Below are 14,321 nucleotides of genomic sequence, written 5' to 3'. Positions count from 1 at the left end.
GCCAACGGGGGGCCGCCGGCGATGCCTAGCTTTCGCTACACCGGCCGCGATATGCGTGGCGCGCGGGTAAGCGGCGCGCTGGAAGGTGCCAGTGCCGACGCCGTGGCCAGCGAGCTGATCTCGCGGCAGATCACCCCGCTGACCATCGATGCGGAGCGTGCCCAGGCCGATAGCGTCGACGTGTTTGCCGTGCTGCGCGAGAAGCTGCGGCGCAAACGTGTCGATCTGGACGAACTGATCATCTTCAGCCGCCAGATGTACAGCCTGAACAAGGCTGGCGTCCCGATCATTCGCGCCATCGGCGGCCTGGCCGAATCCAATCGCAACCTGTATTTCCGCGGCATCCTGCAGGACGTGCGCGCCAGCCTCGAAAGCGGCCAGTCCATGGCCGTGGCGCTGAACGCGCATCCCAAGGTGTTCAACAATCTGTTCGTCAGCATGGTCAGCGTTGGCGAGAACACCGGCCAGCTCGATCAGGCGTTCAAGCAGCTGTCTGCCTATCTCGAGCTGGAACGCGAGACCCGCAAGCGCATCAAGCAGGCCACGCGTTATCCGGTCTTCGTGCTGGTGGCCATGGGGGTGGCGCTGGGCGTCATCAACCTCCTGGTGATCCCGGCGTTCGCCAAAGTCTTCGCCCAGTTCCACGCGCAACTGCCGTGGGCCACGCGCGTGCTGATCGGCACCTCCAACTTCATGCGCGACTATTGGTGGCTGTTGCTGCTGGGCATCGTTGGCGGGCTTTACGCCTTCTTCAAATGGATCGAAACCGACGCCGGCCGCTTGCGCTGGGACCGCATCAAGCTGCGCCTGCCCATCGTCGGCGGCATCTTCGAACGCATCGCCCTGGCGCGCTTCACCCGCACCTTCGCGATGATGTACCGCGCCGGCGTGCCGTTGCTGCAGACCCTCTCGATCAACAGCGCCAGCGTCGGCAACCAGCATATCGGCCAGGCGATTCTCGGCATCCGCGAAAGCGTAGAACGCGGCGAAGCGCTGACCCGCTCGGCGCACAACTCCGGCCTGTTCACTCCATTGGTACTGCAGATGATGGCCGTCGGCGAAGAAACCGGCGCGCTGGATGACCTGTTCATCGAAGTCGCCGACTTCTACGAGCAGGAGGTGGACTACGACCTCAAGCAGCTGGCCGATGCCATCGAGCCGATTCTTATCGTCGCCATGGGCGTGATGGTGCTGGTTCTCGCGCTCGGCGTGTTTCTGCCGATGTGGGAGCTGGGTAGCGCGGCACAGGGGAGGGGTTGATGGACATACGAATCGCGACATTCCACAGAAGCCACGGAGGCACGATGCAACGACACAAGGGTTTCACCATGATCGAACTGGTCGTGGTCATCGCCATCCTCGGCATCCTGGCCGCGGTGGCCTTGCCGCACTTCATCGACTCGGCCAAGGACGCCCACCGCGCCAGCGTACGCAGCGCTGGTGGTGCGCTCACATCCGCCGTCTCGCTTGTGCGCGGCCAGTACGAGCTGAATCGCGGCGGCGGCAGCAATGCCTGCCTGGCCGGCAACTGCCAGATCAACGTCCAGGGCTACGGCAACGGCGCGATGGATGTGAATGCCGCTGGCTGGCCCATCGGCACCGAACGCAGCGGCACTCCGCTCGCCAACACCAGCATGTCCGCCGATGAATGCCGCAACCTCTGGAGCAACCTGCTGCAGGCGTCCTCGCAGAGCCTGACCGGCACCAATCCGGCATTCACCGCCACGGCCAACGGCACCCGCTGCCTGTTCACCTACAACCTCGATGGCGGCGACGACGTCATCGAATACAACGCCAATACCGGCGAAGTCTTCGTCAACTTTCAATGATTCAGAAACAAGGAGCGACAACTATGAAGAAGCAGCAGAGCGGTTTCACCATGATTGAATTGATTATGGTGATTGTAATCTTGGGGATTTTGGCGGCGTTTGCATTGCCGAAGTTTGCGGATTTTGGGGCTGATGCTCGTCGTGCCTCGTTGGAAGGTGCGCTTGGTGCAGTTAAGAGCTCCAATGCTATTGTTCATTCGGCCGCTTTGGTTGGTAATGTGACGGGGAACTCTACAACTCCGGCGACTATTACCTTAGAAGGAGCAGATATTAGCGTTGTTTTTGGCTATCCGCAGGCTAGCGCTAACGGGATTGTTCGTGCGGCTCAATTGTCTACAAATGACTATACGATAGGCCACGATTCGGGAGTGACAACAGTGACGCTAGGGAACTGCTCCTTTACTTATACAGAAGCTGACTCGGCTGATGAAAGTTCGGTAGTTTCTGACATTACTGGGACGGATTGCTAATTTTTAAACTTGTGCAGTCATGTAGGGTGGGGTGCAACCCGCCGCTGATAGTCATTTCGACATGCTTCGACTGTTGCATTCGCCCTACGGTGCTATACCGCAACCCGGCTTCGACCGGGTGCCACAATTTCCGGAGGATGGTTTATTCCAGGCTCCAACCCGTTTCGATGAAAGGACCGGCCAATGGTTAAACAGCGCGGTTTTACGATCGTCGAGTTGATCATGGTGATCGTGATTCTCGGCATCATCTCCGCCGTAGCCGTTCCGCGCTTTTTTGATCGCAAGAATTTCGATGAACGCTTTTACTTCGAGGAGGCACTCTCGACTTTTCGCTATGGGCAGAAACTGGCTGTGGCGAGTGGTTGCCCCATTGCCTTTCAAATCGATAGTTCTGGGTATTCATTGAGTTACAGCGGTGGCGATTGCGGTGTTATGTCTGTCGGAAACGAATACGTTAAGTCGCTGCCGATTGGCGTTGCTGTCACTAAAACACTCGCCATAAGTTTCAATTCCCTCGGTAGCGTAAACGAAACCTGCCCAGGCGGGCGGTGTGTGGCCACGATTGGCAGCCACACCTTCACCGTGCACGCCGCCACCGGCTTTATCGAGGTGGGCCAATGACTCGATTCCGGTCCGTAGGTTGGGTTGAGCCTGCGAAGCCCAACGAGCAGAGTATCGGTACGCTCCGGTCATTGCTTCGATGCGCATTAAACATCGCCGCCATTTGCCCCCACAGCCTAGCGGGCTTCAACGTAGGATGGATGACGCTTCACCCATCCATGAACGTGCCTTATGCCACCGGTCATAATCCGAATCCGCGGTGGAAAACGCTGCGCGGTTTTCCACCCTACAGCTGTGCCACGGGACCGAGGTATCAGCCGTGATCCGACCTCAACGCGGCATGACTCTGGTCGAGCTGGTTATCACCATCGTCATCATCGGCATCGCCGCAGCGACATTGTTTTCCGCCATGGCCAGCATCACCGCGCGCTCGGCCGATCCGCTGCTGCGCCAGCAGAGCGTGATGATCGCCGAAAGCTATCTGTCGACGGCGCTGGCGTTGCCCTACGCGCAGTTGAGCAGCGCGGCGCAATCGCCCGCTGCCCCGCGGAATCTTGCTGGCGAACCGGTTAACGAACTGGCCGGCTACTCGGTCGCGCTGTCGGTCGATGGTGCTGCCAAGCTGAACGGTGTTGACGCCACCCGCATCGAGGTGACGGTGACCGATCCGCAGAACCAGTCGTTACAGCTCTCCGGTTGGCGCACCTGCTACGGCGAGTACGATGCGGCGGGGAATGACCTATGCCTCTGATGCGAGCGCCGGGGCGCCAGCACAGTCGGCGAGAAGCGCCCTTTGCGGGCGCTGGCTTGGCATTCTCCCGCAAGGGCTTCAGGCAAACCGTCGGCAGTACCAATGGGTTCACGCTGGTCGAGCTGATCATGGTGATCGCGCTGGCCGGACTCGTTGCGGTGATGGTCGGTACGGTCATGTCGCGGCCGTTGCTAGGCTTCGCCGACAATAGTCAGCGGGCCGAACTGACCGATCGGGCGGCGATCGCGCTCAACCGGATGGCGCGCGACATTCGGCTAGCCGTACCAAACTCCGTCCTTGTAGCCAACACGGGCGATGAAATCAGGCTCGTTCCGATTGCGGCCGCAGGACGCTATCGGGCCAATCTGCCTGTGTCCGATGGGCCACGTCAGGATCCACCGGCCTGTACGCAGACATCCGGCCGCTGCGTGATCGATATCCTCAGCCCGATAGCGCCGGCAGATAGCGGAGAAAACAAGCATTGGCTGATTATCTATAACACCGGTTCGCTCGTCGGGCGCCCCGAGCCCGTCGATGGGGCGGTTTCGCCGATTTCACCCAAGTCCTTCACCTGGAAGAACGGCGTGCTTGAGGCTGACCTCTCGGCTTTCCGCTTCGAGTTTGCCTCTCCGCAACATCGGTTTTTTCTGGCCGACCGGGTCGTCGGCTATCGCTGCCAAAATGGTGTGCTTGTTCGCGCTGAATTTGGCGAACTGGCCGCATCTGATTATTCCGGTGCCGCCACGTTGATCGATAGTGTCGATTGCGGCCAGAGCCAGTTCAGCTACGACCCCGGCAACAACACGCGCAACGGCTTGGTGACACTCAAGCTGGTGCTGGCTGGTGCTGGCGGAACCGTCACCCTCTTGCAGCAGGTCCAGGTCGATAATGCGCCCTGACTCTTCCTTCCTACAGGGTCGCCAGGGCGGCTTCGGGCTAGTCGCCGCGATGTTCGTCATCATCGTCATCGCCGGCGCGGTCGCGGCCATGGCGCGGATGTCCGCAACCCAGAGCGCCACCAGCAGCATGGCGATCCAGCAGGCGCGGGCCTATCAGGCAGCGCGGGCCGGGATTGAGTGGGGGATCCATAGGGCAATGGCCGATCTTTCTTGTGAAGATCAGTTCATGCTGGAGGGCTTCAAGGTAGAGGTGAAGTGCGACAAGTCCGCTACTGCCGTTTCCCTGCCTGAGGAAGACCGTAGCCTGCGCTTCATCTCGCTGCAGGCCAGCGCACAATACGCCTCGCCGGGCAGCCCGGATTATGTGTATCGGCAGTTGAGTGCCGTCGTGGAAAAGGATGACTGACATGCCCGAGAGCACACGGGGCAGCTGGCGGAGACTGGCGGGCTGGATGCGGGTGAAAACATCGTCGCTCGCAGTGCTCTGCTTGCTCGCTATTGCCTGTCTGGGCAGCTCAACCGCGTCGGCGGCGCTCTGTTCAAATGTCTTTCCGCAGGACGCGACACCGGATACTGGCGCGACACTCGTCCTTGCCGTAATGGATCGCCAGCCCTACGGCCCCTTTCCCTCCCGCGGCGCGGCGTACGCCACGGCTGGGGATTATTTCTACAACGCTGGCAAGCTGGACAATGGCGAGACCATCTCGGTAACGGCCGGCCGGCCTGTGCGGATGTTCGTCGATGGCGATCTCGAGCTCGCGCCGCATAGCAGAATCAACCCGAACGGCTCGGCGTCCGACTTGCTGATTGTCGTGCGCGGCAATCTGAGCATCGGCACCAAGAACGATATCAATGCCTTGGTGTATGTGACCGGCGATGTCACCGCCAATCCCAGCGCCCACATAGAGGGCGCCCTAACAGCCGAAGGCAGCATCGATACCAAGGTCAAGGACATCATTACCTACGACGAGGTGGCCGCCTCGGCCTTTGCTCAAGGCGATCTTTGCCAGGATTCGGAGAACATTCCGCTTTACCTGCGCTTCGACGAGGCTAGCTGGGGCGTACCGGCCAATACCGGGCGAGGGGCGTTCGACATCCAGGTGCTTGGCGGGGCGGTTACCGCCGGGGCTGATCCAGCCTGGCCGGTGGATCGTCTGGGCGAAGGTACGTGTCGATATGGGCGATTCGATGCGCCCGCAAGCGCGGTATGGGTACGAGATCACGACTCACTTGATCTCAAGCGTGAATTGAGTGCGAGTTTCTGGCTCAAGGTGGAGGCAACGCCGAGCGGTAACGTCGCCGTATTTACGAAGGGAGCTACATACAGGCTCGAGTTAGATAACCAACGGCGGTTGGTACTAACTTCGCGAGCACCTACCTGGTTCGGCGGAAGGGCTTTGACGGTTGAATCTGGTCCACTCCCGATTGGTAAGTGGGTCCATGTAGGCTTTCACCTCAAACTAACGGTCGTCTTCTTAGGCATAGACAGGCTAGAAGGGGCACTCTATTTGGATGGAACTGCCGAGTCGGTATCCAGTGAGACATTCTTGTTTGGTTCAACTCCGAACGACACTGCGCCTCTTATCATCGCAGGTGATCCAAGTGGTCTGGTCGGATCGATCGACGAGGTTCGGTTACAGCAAGGGCTTTGGACAATAGATGACTACAAGAGGCAGATGGCAGCGCGCCATTGGTGTGGCACGCCAGCAAGCATTGATCACTTCGAGTTCACCACCAGTGCCTTGGCACATACCTGCAGCCCCCAAACGGTCACGCTCATGGCCTGTACCAACGCCCCGCCCGGCGCCTGCCAGCCCTACCAGGGTGACGTATCGGTAACGCTCAGGGGGGAGGGTTGGCTCGGCGGCAATCAGCAGACGCTCAGTGGCGGCATAGGGACCTTTAAGCTGCAGGGGCTACAGCTGCAGATGCCCTTGGCCGTCGACGCTTCAAAGCCCGATGCTCTTAGATCGACACTTTGCCGCATTGGCGATGCGCCGCTTTCTTCCGACTGCCTGCTGAACTTCGCGCAGAGCGGCTTCATCTTCGATGTTCCGGATATGCAGGCCGGTCGCGGGCAGCCAATTGTGCCCATGCGTGCGGTCATCGACGTCGGTGACGAAGGAAGCCCACGCTGCGAGCCGGCGTTCACCGACAGCACGCGTGAGGTGCGTTTCTGGAGCAGCTTCGTCACTCCGTCAGTCAGCGAGCTGTCGGACAGCTCGAAACCAGTTCAGGTGAATGCCGAATCGGTCGGGCAGAACTTTGCAGAGGCTCGGCCGTTCGCGCTTCGTTTCGATCAGAACGGCGCCACCTCGCTCGACGTGAACTACGCCGAAGCCGGCCGGATGCTGCTCAATGCCTACTATCCGGGCAGCGCGGAGGAGGGTGACAGCGGGCCGATGAGCGGCAGCGATGACTTCGTTTCTACGCCGGCGGGGTTCTGCATCGAGCCATCGCAGACCTGCTCGGCGGGAGACAGCAGCTGCGATGTGTTCCGGAAGGTTGGGCAGACATTTTCAACAACGATCAGACCGGTAGCCTGGCGTGCCGATGGCGAACTCTGTAAGGCGAGCACGACAAGAAACTATCGACAGGATCAGCTGCAGCTACGCCCGGTGGTGTTAGCCCCCTCTCCGCTTATCGGTGGGGTGGTTGGACGGGTGCTCGCACCGGTAGACGGGCACTACGATCATCTGCCATCCGGATCGCCAGCGAATTGGGATGGAACCGTTGTCGAGGATGTGGCGCTCTCGGAGGTTGGCGTTTTTCGCCTGCGCGTCGAGCCGCCTCCCTATCTCGGTGTGGCAGTGCCAGCCAGCGATTCGGCTCCGATCGGGCGGTTTATCCCGCGATACCTGAAGGCAAGAATCGAGGGCGCGCTGAAGGCGGGGTGTGGCGTGTTCAGCTATCAGGATCAGCCAGTCGCCGTGGCTACGCCGCCTGCGCTGACGATCACCGGCTACGGCGTTGCCGACGGGGCGGAGTACCCCACCGAGAACTACGATTTCGATGGCTTCTGGGGGTTCGCTAGCAGCCCAGCCCCGAGTTGGTTGGCGGCTGGCGGGAATCTGGACCTCACCCCTCGACTGGACCAGGGAAAGGGCATGCCGGAGGCGCTGACCTGGCAGTCCATCAAAGACCTCATGCCCAGCCAGAGCGGGGATAACGACGGTGACGGGCAGCGCACCTATACCTGGGATGCGGGCTGGTTACGCTACCTTCGCGCTGAGCAACCGGATGCCGATGATCATCCATTCCAGATGCTCTTGCGCTTCACTGCGCAAGAGCTGACCGACAGAGACGGTGTCTGTAACGGCAGCGGTTGCCAGGATTCCGAGACAATCCTTGATCAAAGCGAGTTCCGCCTGGGCCGGCTGCGCATCGGCAATGGCCATGGCTCGGAGTTGCAGGACTTGAGCCTGCCTTGGGTCATCGAGACCTGGCAGGCATCGAATATCTTTCTCCCTGAAGGCGGTGATACCTGCAGTGCTCCGATTTGGGGAAACGCGCAGGCATTCGAACAGGTGGGCAACCTGGCGAGTAAGAGCCTTCAGATCGACGGCGGACAGACGGGGTATGAAGGCAGCCTGGTGATCGGTAAGCCAGAAGCCACCGGCGAAGCTCGTATCGGGTTTCCCGATGTGCCGGAATGGCTCTGGTATGACTGGCAGGGCAAGGGGCGCGAGGCGAGTCGGGGCCTTGCCAGCTTTGGTATCTACCTTGGCCCGCGACCTTTGATCTTCCGTCGCGAGATCTACCGCGGTATGTGAGCAGCTCAGTGAGCGGCCGTCGGGCGTTACGAATAAAAGAGGGGATTCCCGGCCTGCCTGTACCGAGGTCCCCGAAACTGGTCGCTAGAGTATATGCACTGCGTGTGCCAGTTTCGTTTCAGTCTCGGTGACCGGCCAAGGGCGCGATCTGCCTGGCGGCGGTCGCGCTGCTGCGATTGGCCGACGGGTCGAGGTAACGGTCTGCGTTCGGATTCGGTGCAGCGCTGGCTGCTGTGCCCGATTGTGGCGCGTCAGTTCTGGTCGGGCCAGAAGCGGATTGGCGCGCCCTCTGCTGGCCACAGGCGCAACTGGTCGATGTTCGACACGTCCCAGCGCTCGACTCGGCTGAGCAGATCGAGGAAGTGCTGTTCCTGCTCCATGAGCTCTGGCATGCACATCTTGCGCGTGCTGCCGATGTTCTCGAAGCGCAGGGTTTCACCTTCCAGGTGATAGCTGGCGAACCAGTGGTTGCAGCCGGCATTGCCGTAGGCGCGCTCGGCCGAGAGGGTCAGCGAAACCGGCGTGCGGCCGACCACCGCATCATCACCGATCCATTCGGCGACATAGGTGACGTCGTTCTGCAGTGTCAGCGGTTCCACGGCGCAGCCGGAGGCGGCCAGCGTGATGGCGAGCAACGGGAGGGTGTAGCGGTGCATCATCGAGCTTCCTTGCAAGTGGGGCAGAAATGCTGACCGTCCCGGCTGGCCCAGCCGAGTTCGGCGATCCGGGCTTCGGCTGCCGGGGACTGTGCGGTTGCACCGAGTGCCGCGTCGACGGCGAACTCGAAGGCCAGCTGTTTGCCGCAGCCATTGCAGTCGACCTGCCAGTTATGGATTGCCAGCTCGCGAAATACCGGCCCGCTGGCCACGGCCATCCATTGCCCGGGCGGGTTGATCAGGTGACGGACCTTTTCAACGGTCAGCCGCTGGGAAAGGTCGCGGCTGCCTTTGAGGGTTACCAGCAGGGTGTCGCCGCTGCGAATCGAACCGCCATTACCGGTGACCTGATAGCGGCCCGGCGCCAGTGCGCGGCATTCGGTGAGCGTGTGGGCGGGGTTGAGCAGGGTGTAGCGGAAGTCGTGTTCGGCCATGACTCGTGTTCGACGCTGAGTTGTGCGTGCAATGCTAGCACGAGCCCCGGCGGCAGGCGCGCCGCCGGGACGAATCGAGCGTGAGGGATCGAAGGTCACTGTGCCGGAGCGGGGTTCGACTTGCCGAAGGTGTCCTCGAAGAAGCGCTGCATGTCGCGCCAGGAGCGTTCGTCCGCGGCTTTCTGATAGGCCACGTCGAGGCCGTTCTTCTGATGGGCATCGGCACCGGGGTTGGTGAAACCGTGCTTGGCCCCCGGCAGGCTGACGAACTGGTAGTCGGCGCCGGCCTTGACCATCTCGACGTTCAGGGCCGCGACATCGTCGGCGCTGATCATGCTGTCTTCGGCGCCGTGCTCGACCAGCACTCGCGCCTTGACGCTACCCGGCGCGGCGCGGGTTTCGGTGGCCAATGCGCCGTGGAAGCTAACCACGCCGTCCAGCGGCACGCCCTGGCGCGCCATGTCCAGCACCACCTTGCCGCCAAAGCAGTAGCCGACCGCGCCCAGCTTGTCGGTATCCGTCTGTGCCTGCTCCTTGAGCAGGTCCAGCCCGGCATTGAAGCGGCCCTTGGCCGCATCGGCGTCCTTCAGTGCGGCCTGCATGAAGCTCATGGCGTCCTTGGGGTGCTCGGTGTTCTTGCCTTCACCGTACATGTCGATGGCCAGAGCGCTGTAGCCGAGTTCGGCGAGGTCGCGGGCGCGTTGCTTGGCGTAGTCGTTCAGGCCCCACCATTCGTGCACCACGACGATGCCGGGGCGCTTGCCTTCGATGGCGTCGTCGTAGGCGTAATAGCCGATCATCTTGGTGCCGTCGGCAGCGGTATAGGGGAGTTCCTGGGTTTGTACCGCGGCGTTGGCGGTAGCGCTGGCAGCCATGAGCAGGCCGAGTAGGCAGTGGCGCATCATGAGGTCTCCTTGACGGGCATGAGGTGAAAGAGGCGGTTCGACGAAGAATAGCGGGTGTTCGACTGCGCGCGCAGCGCCCGGGTTCGTCTGGCGACGCGATGGGGATGGCTGAAAACGAAAAAGCCCCGCCGGCTGGCAGGGCTTCGTTCGTCGAGCATGGTTGCGGTGTCAGCCGCCCAGGTAGGCGTCGCGCACCTTCGGATCGGTCAGCAGATCCTCGCCGCTACCCTGCATGACGATGTGGCCGTTCTCCAGCACATAGCCCCGATCAGCCAGCTTGAGCGCCTGGTTGGCGTTCTGCTCGACCAGGAACACGGTCACGCCATCCTCGCGCAGCTGTTCGATGATCTCGAAGATCTGCTGGATGATGATCGGCGCCAGTCCCAGCGACGGCTCGTCGAGCAGCAGCAGCTTGGGCTTGCTCATCAGCGCGCGGGCGATGGCGAGCATCTGCTGTTCACCACCGGACATGGTGCCGCCGCGCTGCTGATAGCGCTCCTTGAGCCGCGGAAACAGGCCGAGCACCTTGTCCAGCTGCTCCTGGAAATCGGCCTTGCCAGTGAAGAAACCGCCCATGGAGAGGTTCTCTTCAACGGTCAGACGAGCAAAGATCCGCCGCCCTTCAGGCACCACGGCAATGGCCTTGCGCATGATGTCGCAGGTCTGCTGGCCGACCAGCTCTTCACCCTGGAAACGGATGCTGCCGCTGGCCGCCTGCGGCGTGCCGCAGAGGGTCATCAGCAGGGTCGACTTGCCGGCACCGTTGGCGCCGATCAGGGTGACGATTTCGCCCTGTTCAACCTGCACGTTGATGTCGTGCAGGGCCTGGATCTTGCCGTAGAAGGTCGAGACGTTTTCGAAAGTCAGCATGCTTACGCCTCTCCCAGATAGGCTTTGATCACGTCCGGGTTGTTGCGGACCTGCTCGGGCGTACTGTTGGCCAGCGGGGTGCCCTGGTTGATCACGTAGATGTGGTCGGAAATGCTCATGACCAGCTTCATGTCGTGCTCGATCAGCAGCACGGTGACGCCGTGCTCGTCGCGCAGCATGGCGATCAGCGCCTTGAGGTCCTCGGTCTCCTTCGGGTTCAGGCCGGCGGCCGGCTCGTCGAGCATGAGGATGCGCGGGCGCGTCATCATGCAGCGGGCGATCTCCAGGCGGCGCTGCTGGCCGTAAGCGAGGGTGCCCGCCGGGCGGTTGGCGATATCCGTGAGGTTCACCTGTTCCAGCCAGTGTGCAGCGAACTCCATGGCCTCGCGTTCGCTCTGGCGGAACGCCGGCGTCTTCAGCAGACCTGCGAGAAAGTTGGTGTTCAGGTGCCGGTGTTGCGCCACCAGCAGGTTCTCCACCGCCGTCATGTCCTTGAACAGGCGGACGTTCTGGAAGGTGCGCACCACGCCCTGACGCGCGATCTTGTGGCCAGGTAGGCCGTGGATCGGCGTGCCGTCGAGGAGGATTTCCCCCGCAGTCGGCTGATAGAAGCCGGTCAGGCAGTTGAACACCGTGGTCTTGCCGGCGCCGTTGGGGCCGATCATCGATACCACTTGCTTGTCATGTACCTTCAGCCCCACCTCGTTGACAGCCAGCAGGCCGCCAAAACGCATCATCAGGCCGCGTACTTCTAGAATCGGGCGGCTCATTGCTTCAGCTCCAGGTGTGGGCGTTGCATCGGCAGCAGGCCTTGCGGACGCCAGATCATCATCAGCACCATCAGGGCGCCGAACATCAACATGCGGTATTCGCTGAATTCGCGCATCAGCTCAGGCAGCAGGATCATCACGATGGCGGCGAGGATCACCCCGAGCTGCGAGCCCATGCCGCCCAGCACGACGATGGCGAGAATGATCGCCGACTCGATGAAGGTGAACGACTCCGGCGAGACCAGCCCCTGGCGTGCGGCGAAGAAGCTGCCGGCGAAGCCGGCGAAGGTCGCGCCGAGGGTGAAGGCCGAGAGCTTGATCACGGTGGGGTTCATGCCCAGGGCGCGGCAGGCGATCTCGTCTTCGCGCAGGGCTTCCCAGGCGCGACCGATCGGCATGCGCAGCAGACGGTTGATCACGAACAGCGTCAGCAGCACCAGCAGCAGGGCGATCAGGTAGAGAAAGATCACCTTGTTCACCGAGTTGTAGGCGATGCCGAAATACTCGTGGAACGTCTGCATGCCCTCGGCGGCGCGGCGGTCGAAGGACAGGCCGAACAGCGTCGGTTTTTCGATGCCGCTGATGCCGTTCGGGCCGCCGGTGAGATCGGTCATGTTGCGCAGCAGGATGCGGATGATCTCGCCGAAGCCGAGGGTCACGATAGCCAGGTAGTCACCGCGCAGGCGTAGGACCGGGAAGCCGAGCAGGAAGCCGAACAGTGCGGCCATCGCCCCGGCGATCGGCAGCGCGGTCCAGAAACCGACCCCGTAGTAATGCGAGAGCAGCGCATAGGTATAGGCGCCGACGGCGTAGAAACCGACATAACCCAGGTCGAGCAGGCCGGCCAATCCCACGACGATGTTCAGGCCGAGGCCGAGCATCACGTAGATCAGGATCAGGGTGGCGATATCCACCGCGCCGCGCGAACCATAGAACGGCCACGCCAGCGCGAGCACGATCAGGCCCAGAATGATCCAGCGCTGGGTCGACGGCAGGGTAAGGAAGCTACCGGCACCGGCTGGCACGCTCGGCAGGCTCGGGCTGGCCGCCCAGCCGGCGGCCAGATGGGTGCGGAACAGTTGCCAGACGAACATGGCCACCGCACAGGCGGCGATGATCCAGAAGGTGCTCGCCTCGGCGCCATGCACTTCGACGCGGATGCCGACGGTGGTGAGCTTCAGGCCGAACACCGGCACCGCCACGGCGATGACCAGCAGGGCGCTGAAGAAGGCTGTACGAAGATTGCCGGTCATACCTTTTCGACCTCCGGGCGGCCGAGGATGCCGGTGGGGCGGAACAGCAACACGAGCACGAGCAGGCTGAAGGCCACCACATCCTTGTACTGATCACCGAAGATGTCGGCGCCGAAGGCTTCGGCCACGCCGAGCACCAGACCACCGAGCATGGCCCCGGGGATGCTGCCGATGCCGCCGAGAACCGCGGCGGTGAATGCCTTGATGCCGGCCAGGAAGCCAATGTGCGGGTTGATCACGCCGTACTGCATACTGATCAGCACCGCCGCGACGGCAGCCAGAGCTGCGCCGATGACGAAGGTCAGCGCGATGATGCCGTTGGTGTTGATGCCCAGCAGGTTGGCCATCTTCAGATCCTCGGCGCAGGCGCGGCAGGCACGGCCCAAGCGCGAGCGGGAGATGAACAGCGTGAGGCCGTACATGGCGACGAAGGTGACCACGAAGATTAGGATCTGCATGTAGGAGATCACCACGCCATTCATGGTGCTTTCGCCGAAGACCAGATTGCCCGGCATCAGGTTGGGGATGGCCTTGTCCTTGGAGTCCTGGGCCAGCAGCACGACGTTCTGCAGGAAAATCGACATGCCGATCGCCGAGATCAGCGGGATCAGCCGATTACTGCCGCGCAGCGGGCGGTAGGCGACCCGTTCGATGCTGTAGCCGTAGGCGCTGGTGACGATCATGGCCGCGACGAAGGCGCCGATCATCAGGATGGGCAGGGCGTCCAGGCCCATCATCGACAGGCCGACAATGGCGATGAACGTGACATACGAGCCGATCATGTACACCTCGCCGTGGGCGAAGTTGATCATGCCGATGATGCCGTACACCATCGTGTAGCCGATGGCGATCAGCGCGTAGGTGCTGCCAACGGTCAGCCCGTTGATCAGCTGTTGTAGGTAGTGGTAAAGCTCAGGCATCACTGCTCTCCGAAGTCCCTGCAATTCCATCCGGTCTGGCTGCGCTGCCCACGTCGAACACACCGCCCACCCTGGCGCGGCGCCACTGCGGTACGGCCCCCTGCGGATCACGCACGGCGCCGGTTCGAGGCGGGCCTGCTGTTCAGGCCGCTCGCTGGATTACAGGTATGGCAAGACGGCCCGGTGCTTGTGGCAGGGCCGCCCGCTAAAACAAAGCCCACAAGCGAGTG

At 62.0% G+C, this 14,321-nt stretch carries 15 protein-coding genes; 8 read left to right on the top strand and 7 right to left on the bottom strand.

The window, feature by feature from the left end; all coding sequences use genetic code 11:
* Nucleotides 1–21: 21 nt before the first annotated feature.
* The 8 genes from HZR81_RS16270 (at nucleotide 22) to HZR81_RS16235 (ending at nucleotide 8,283) form a co-directional block, all read left to right on the top strand.
* The gene (locus HZR81_RS16270; protein WP_500128713.1) at nucleotides 22–1,260 is read left to right on the top strand and encodes a type II secretion system F family protein; all 1,239 of its coding nucleotides are present in this window, start codon (nucleotides 22–24) and stop codon (nucleotides 1,258–1,260) included.
* A gap of 44 nt (nucleotides 1,261–1,304) precedes the next feature.
* Nucleotides 1,305–1,829, top strand: coding sequence for a prepilin-type N-terminal cleavage/methylation domain-containing protein (locus tag HZR81_RS16265; protein WP_110776224.1), 525 nt, complete (start codon nucleotides 1,305–1,307; stop codon nucleotides 1,827–1,829).
* A 23-nt stretch (nucleotides 1,830–1,852) separates the two neighbouring features.
* Nucleotides 1,853–2,299 (top strand): prepilin-type N-terminal cleavage/methylation domain-containing protein, encoded by a 447-nt coding sequence (locus HZR81_RS16260; protein ID WP_500128712.1) that lies wholly within the window; start codon nucleotides 1,853–1,855, stop codon nucleotides 2,297–2,299.
* Between the two features lie 183 nt (nucleotides 2,300–2,482).
* Entirely contained in the window at nucleotides 2,483–2,920 is a 438-nt protein-coding gene (locus HZR81_RS16255; protein ID WP_500128711.1) for a pilus assembly FimT family protein, read from the top strand.
* Between the two features lie 259 nt (nucleotides 2,921–3,179).
* Complete coding sequence (locus tag HZR81_RS16250) at nucleotides 3,180–3,611, top strand: type IV pilus modification PilV family protein (protein ID WP_267935082.1); 432 nt, start codon at nucleotides 3,180–3,182, stop codon at nucleotides 3,609–3,611.
* Nucleotides 3,612–3,667: 56 nt separating this feature from the next.
* Nucleotides 3,668–4,510: a prepilin-type N-terminal cleavage/methylation domain-containing protein gene (locus HZR81_RS16245; protein WP_500128710.1), complete on the top strand. Its 843-nt coding sequence runs from the start codon at nucleotides 3,668–3,670 to the stop codon at nucleotides 4,508–4,510.
* A gap of 49 nt (nucleotides 4,511–4,559) precedes the next feature.
* Nucleotides 4,560–4,916, top strand: coding sequence for a pilus assembly protein MshP (locus tag HZR81_RS16240; RefSeq protein ID WP_247655402.1), 357 nt, complete (start codon nucleotides 4,560–4,562; stop codon nucleotides 4,914–4,916).
* A 1-nt stretch (nucleotide 4,917) separates the two neighbouring features.
* Nucleotides 4,918–8,283 (top strand): DUF6701 domain-containing protein, encoded by a 3,366-nt coding sequence (locus HZR81_RS16235; protein WP_500128709.1) that lies wholly within the window; start codon nucleotides 4,918–4,920, stop codon nucleotides 8,281–8,283.
* A 251-nt stretch (nucleotides 8,284–8,534) separates the two neighbouring features.
* On the opposite strand, the gene HZR81_RS16230 is transcribed toward HZR81_RS16235, so the two are convergent.
* The 7 genes from HZR81_RS16230 to livH form a co-directional block, all read right to left on the bottom strand.
* A complete protein-coding gene (locus HZR81_RS16230; protein WP_500128727.1) occupies nucleotides 8,535–8,939 on the bottom strand; it encodes an META domain-containing protein in 405 nt (134 codons plus the stop codon).
* Complete coding sequence (locus HZR81_RS16225; RefSeq protein WP_417797288.1) at nucleotides 8,939–9,373, bottom strand: hypothetical protein; 435 nt, start codon at nucleotides 9,371–9,373, stop codon at nucleotides 8,939–8,941. Before HZR81_RS16225 ends, HZR81_RS16230 begins: the two co-directional genes overlap by 1 nt.
* 95 nt (nucleotides 9,374–9,468) lie before the next feature.
* Nucleotides 9,469–10,275, bottom strand: coding sequence for a dienelactone hydrolase family protein (locus HZR81_RS16220; protein ID WP_500128726.1), 807 nt, complete (start codon nucleotides 10,273–10,275; stop codon nucleotides 9,469–9,471).
* A 171-nt stretch (nucleotides 10,276–10,446) separates the two neighbouring features.
* The gene (locus tag HZR81_RS16215; protein WP_063542550.1) at nucleotides 10,447–11,148 is read right to left on the bottom strand and encodes an ABC transporter ATP-binding protein; all 702 of its coding nucleotides are present in this window, start codon (nucleotides 11,146–11,148) and stop codon (nucleotides 10,447–10,449) included.
* Nucleotides 11,149–11,150: 2 nt separating this feature from the next.
* Nucleotides 11,151–11,918 (bottom strand): high-affinity branched-chain amino acid ABC transporter ATP-binding protein LivG, encoded by a 768-nt coding sequence (gene livG, locus HZR81_RS16210; protein WP_500128708.1) that lies wholly within the window; start codon nucleotides 11,916–11,918, stop codon nucleotides 11,151–11,153.
* Nucleotides 11,915–13,171 (bottom strand): high-affinity branched-chain amino acid ABC transporter permease LivM, encoded by a 1,257-nt coding sequence (locus HZR81_RS16205; protein ID WP_102839897.1) that lies wholly within the window; start codon nucleotides 13,169–13,171, stop codon nucleotides 11,915–11,917. Before HZR81_RS16205 ends, livG begins: the two co-directional genes overlap by 4 nt.
* Nucleotides 13,168–14,091: a high-affinity branched-chain amino acid ABC transporter permease LivH gene (gene livH / locus HZR81_RS16200; protein ID WP_102839898.1), complete on the bottom strand. Its 924-nt coding sequence runs from the start codon at nucleotides 14,089–14,091 to the stop codon at nucleotides 13,168–13,170. The genes HZR81_RS16205 and livH overlap by 4 nt, the downstream gene beginning before the upstream one ends.
* Between the last annotated feature and the right edge of the window lie 230 nt (nucleotides 14,092–14,321).

Source organism: Pseudomonas sp. LM13 (genome assembly GCF_041381355.1).
Classification (GTDB): Bacteria; Pseudomonadota; Gammaproteobacteria; order Pseudomonadales; family Pseudomonadaceae; genus Stutzerimonas; species Stutzerimonas frequens.
This window is presented reverse-complemented; position numbering and strand designations above follow the sequence as displayed.

What these genes read in the sequence shown, in the direction of transcription:
- HZR81_RS16270 (WP_500128713.1), top strand. Translation starts at nt 22, where the DNA reads ATGCCTAGCTTTCGCTACACCGGCCGCGATATGCGTGGCGCGCGGGTA.
- HZR81_RS16265 (WP_110776224.1), top strand. Translation starts at nt 1,305, where the DNA reads ATGCAACGACACAAGGGTTTCACCATGATCGAACTGGTCGTGGTCATC.
- HZR81_RS16260 (WP_500128712.1), top strand. Translation starts at nt 1,853, where the DNA reads ATGAAGAAGCAGCAGAGCGGTTTCACCATGATTGAATTGATTATGGTG.
- HZR81_RS16255 (WP_500128711.1), top strand. Translation starts at nt 2,483, where the DNA reads ATGGTTAAACAGCGCGGTTTTACGATCGTCGAGTTGATCATGGTGATC.
- HZR81_RS16240 (WP_247655402.1), top strand. Translation starts at nt 4,560, where the DNA reads ATGTTCGTCATCATCGTCATCGCCGGCGCGGTCGCGGCCATGGCGCGG.
- HZR81_RS16235 (WP_500128709.1), top strand. Translation starts at nt 4,918, where the DNA reads ATGCCCGAGAGCACACGGGGCAGCTGGCGGAGACTGGCGGGCTGGATG.
- HZR81_RS16230 (WP_500128727.1), bottom strand. Translation starts at nt 8,939, where the DNA reads ATGCACCGCTACACCCTCCCGTTGCTCGCCATCACGCTGGCCGCCTCC.
- HZR81_RS16225 (WP_417797288.1), bottom strand. Translation starts at nt 9,373, where the DNA reads ATGGCCGAACACGACTTCCGCTACACCCTGCTCAACCCCGCCCACACG.
- HZR81_RS16220 (WP_500128726.1), bottom strand. Translation starts at nt 10,275, where the DNA reads ATGCGCCACTGCCTACTCGGCCTGCTCATGGCTGCCAGCGCTACCGCC.
- HZR81_RS16215 (WP_063542550.1), bottom strand. Translation starts at nt 11,148, where the DNA reads ATGCTGACTTTCGAAAACGTCTCGACCTTCTACGGCAAGATCCAGGCC.
- livG (WP_500128708.1), bottom strand. Translation starts at nt 11,918, where the DNA reads ATGAGCCGCCCGATTCTAGAAGTACGCGGCCTGATGATGCGTTTTGGC.
- HZR81_RS16205 (WP_102839897.1), bottom strand. Translation starts at nt 13,171, where the DNA reads ATGACCGGCAATCTTCGTACAGCCTTCTTCAGCGCCCTGCTGGTCATC.
- livH (WP_102839898.1), bottom strand. Translation starts at nt 14,091, where the DNA reads ATGCCTGAGCTTTACCACTACCTACAACAGCTGATCAACGGGCTGACC.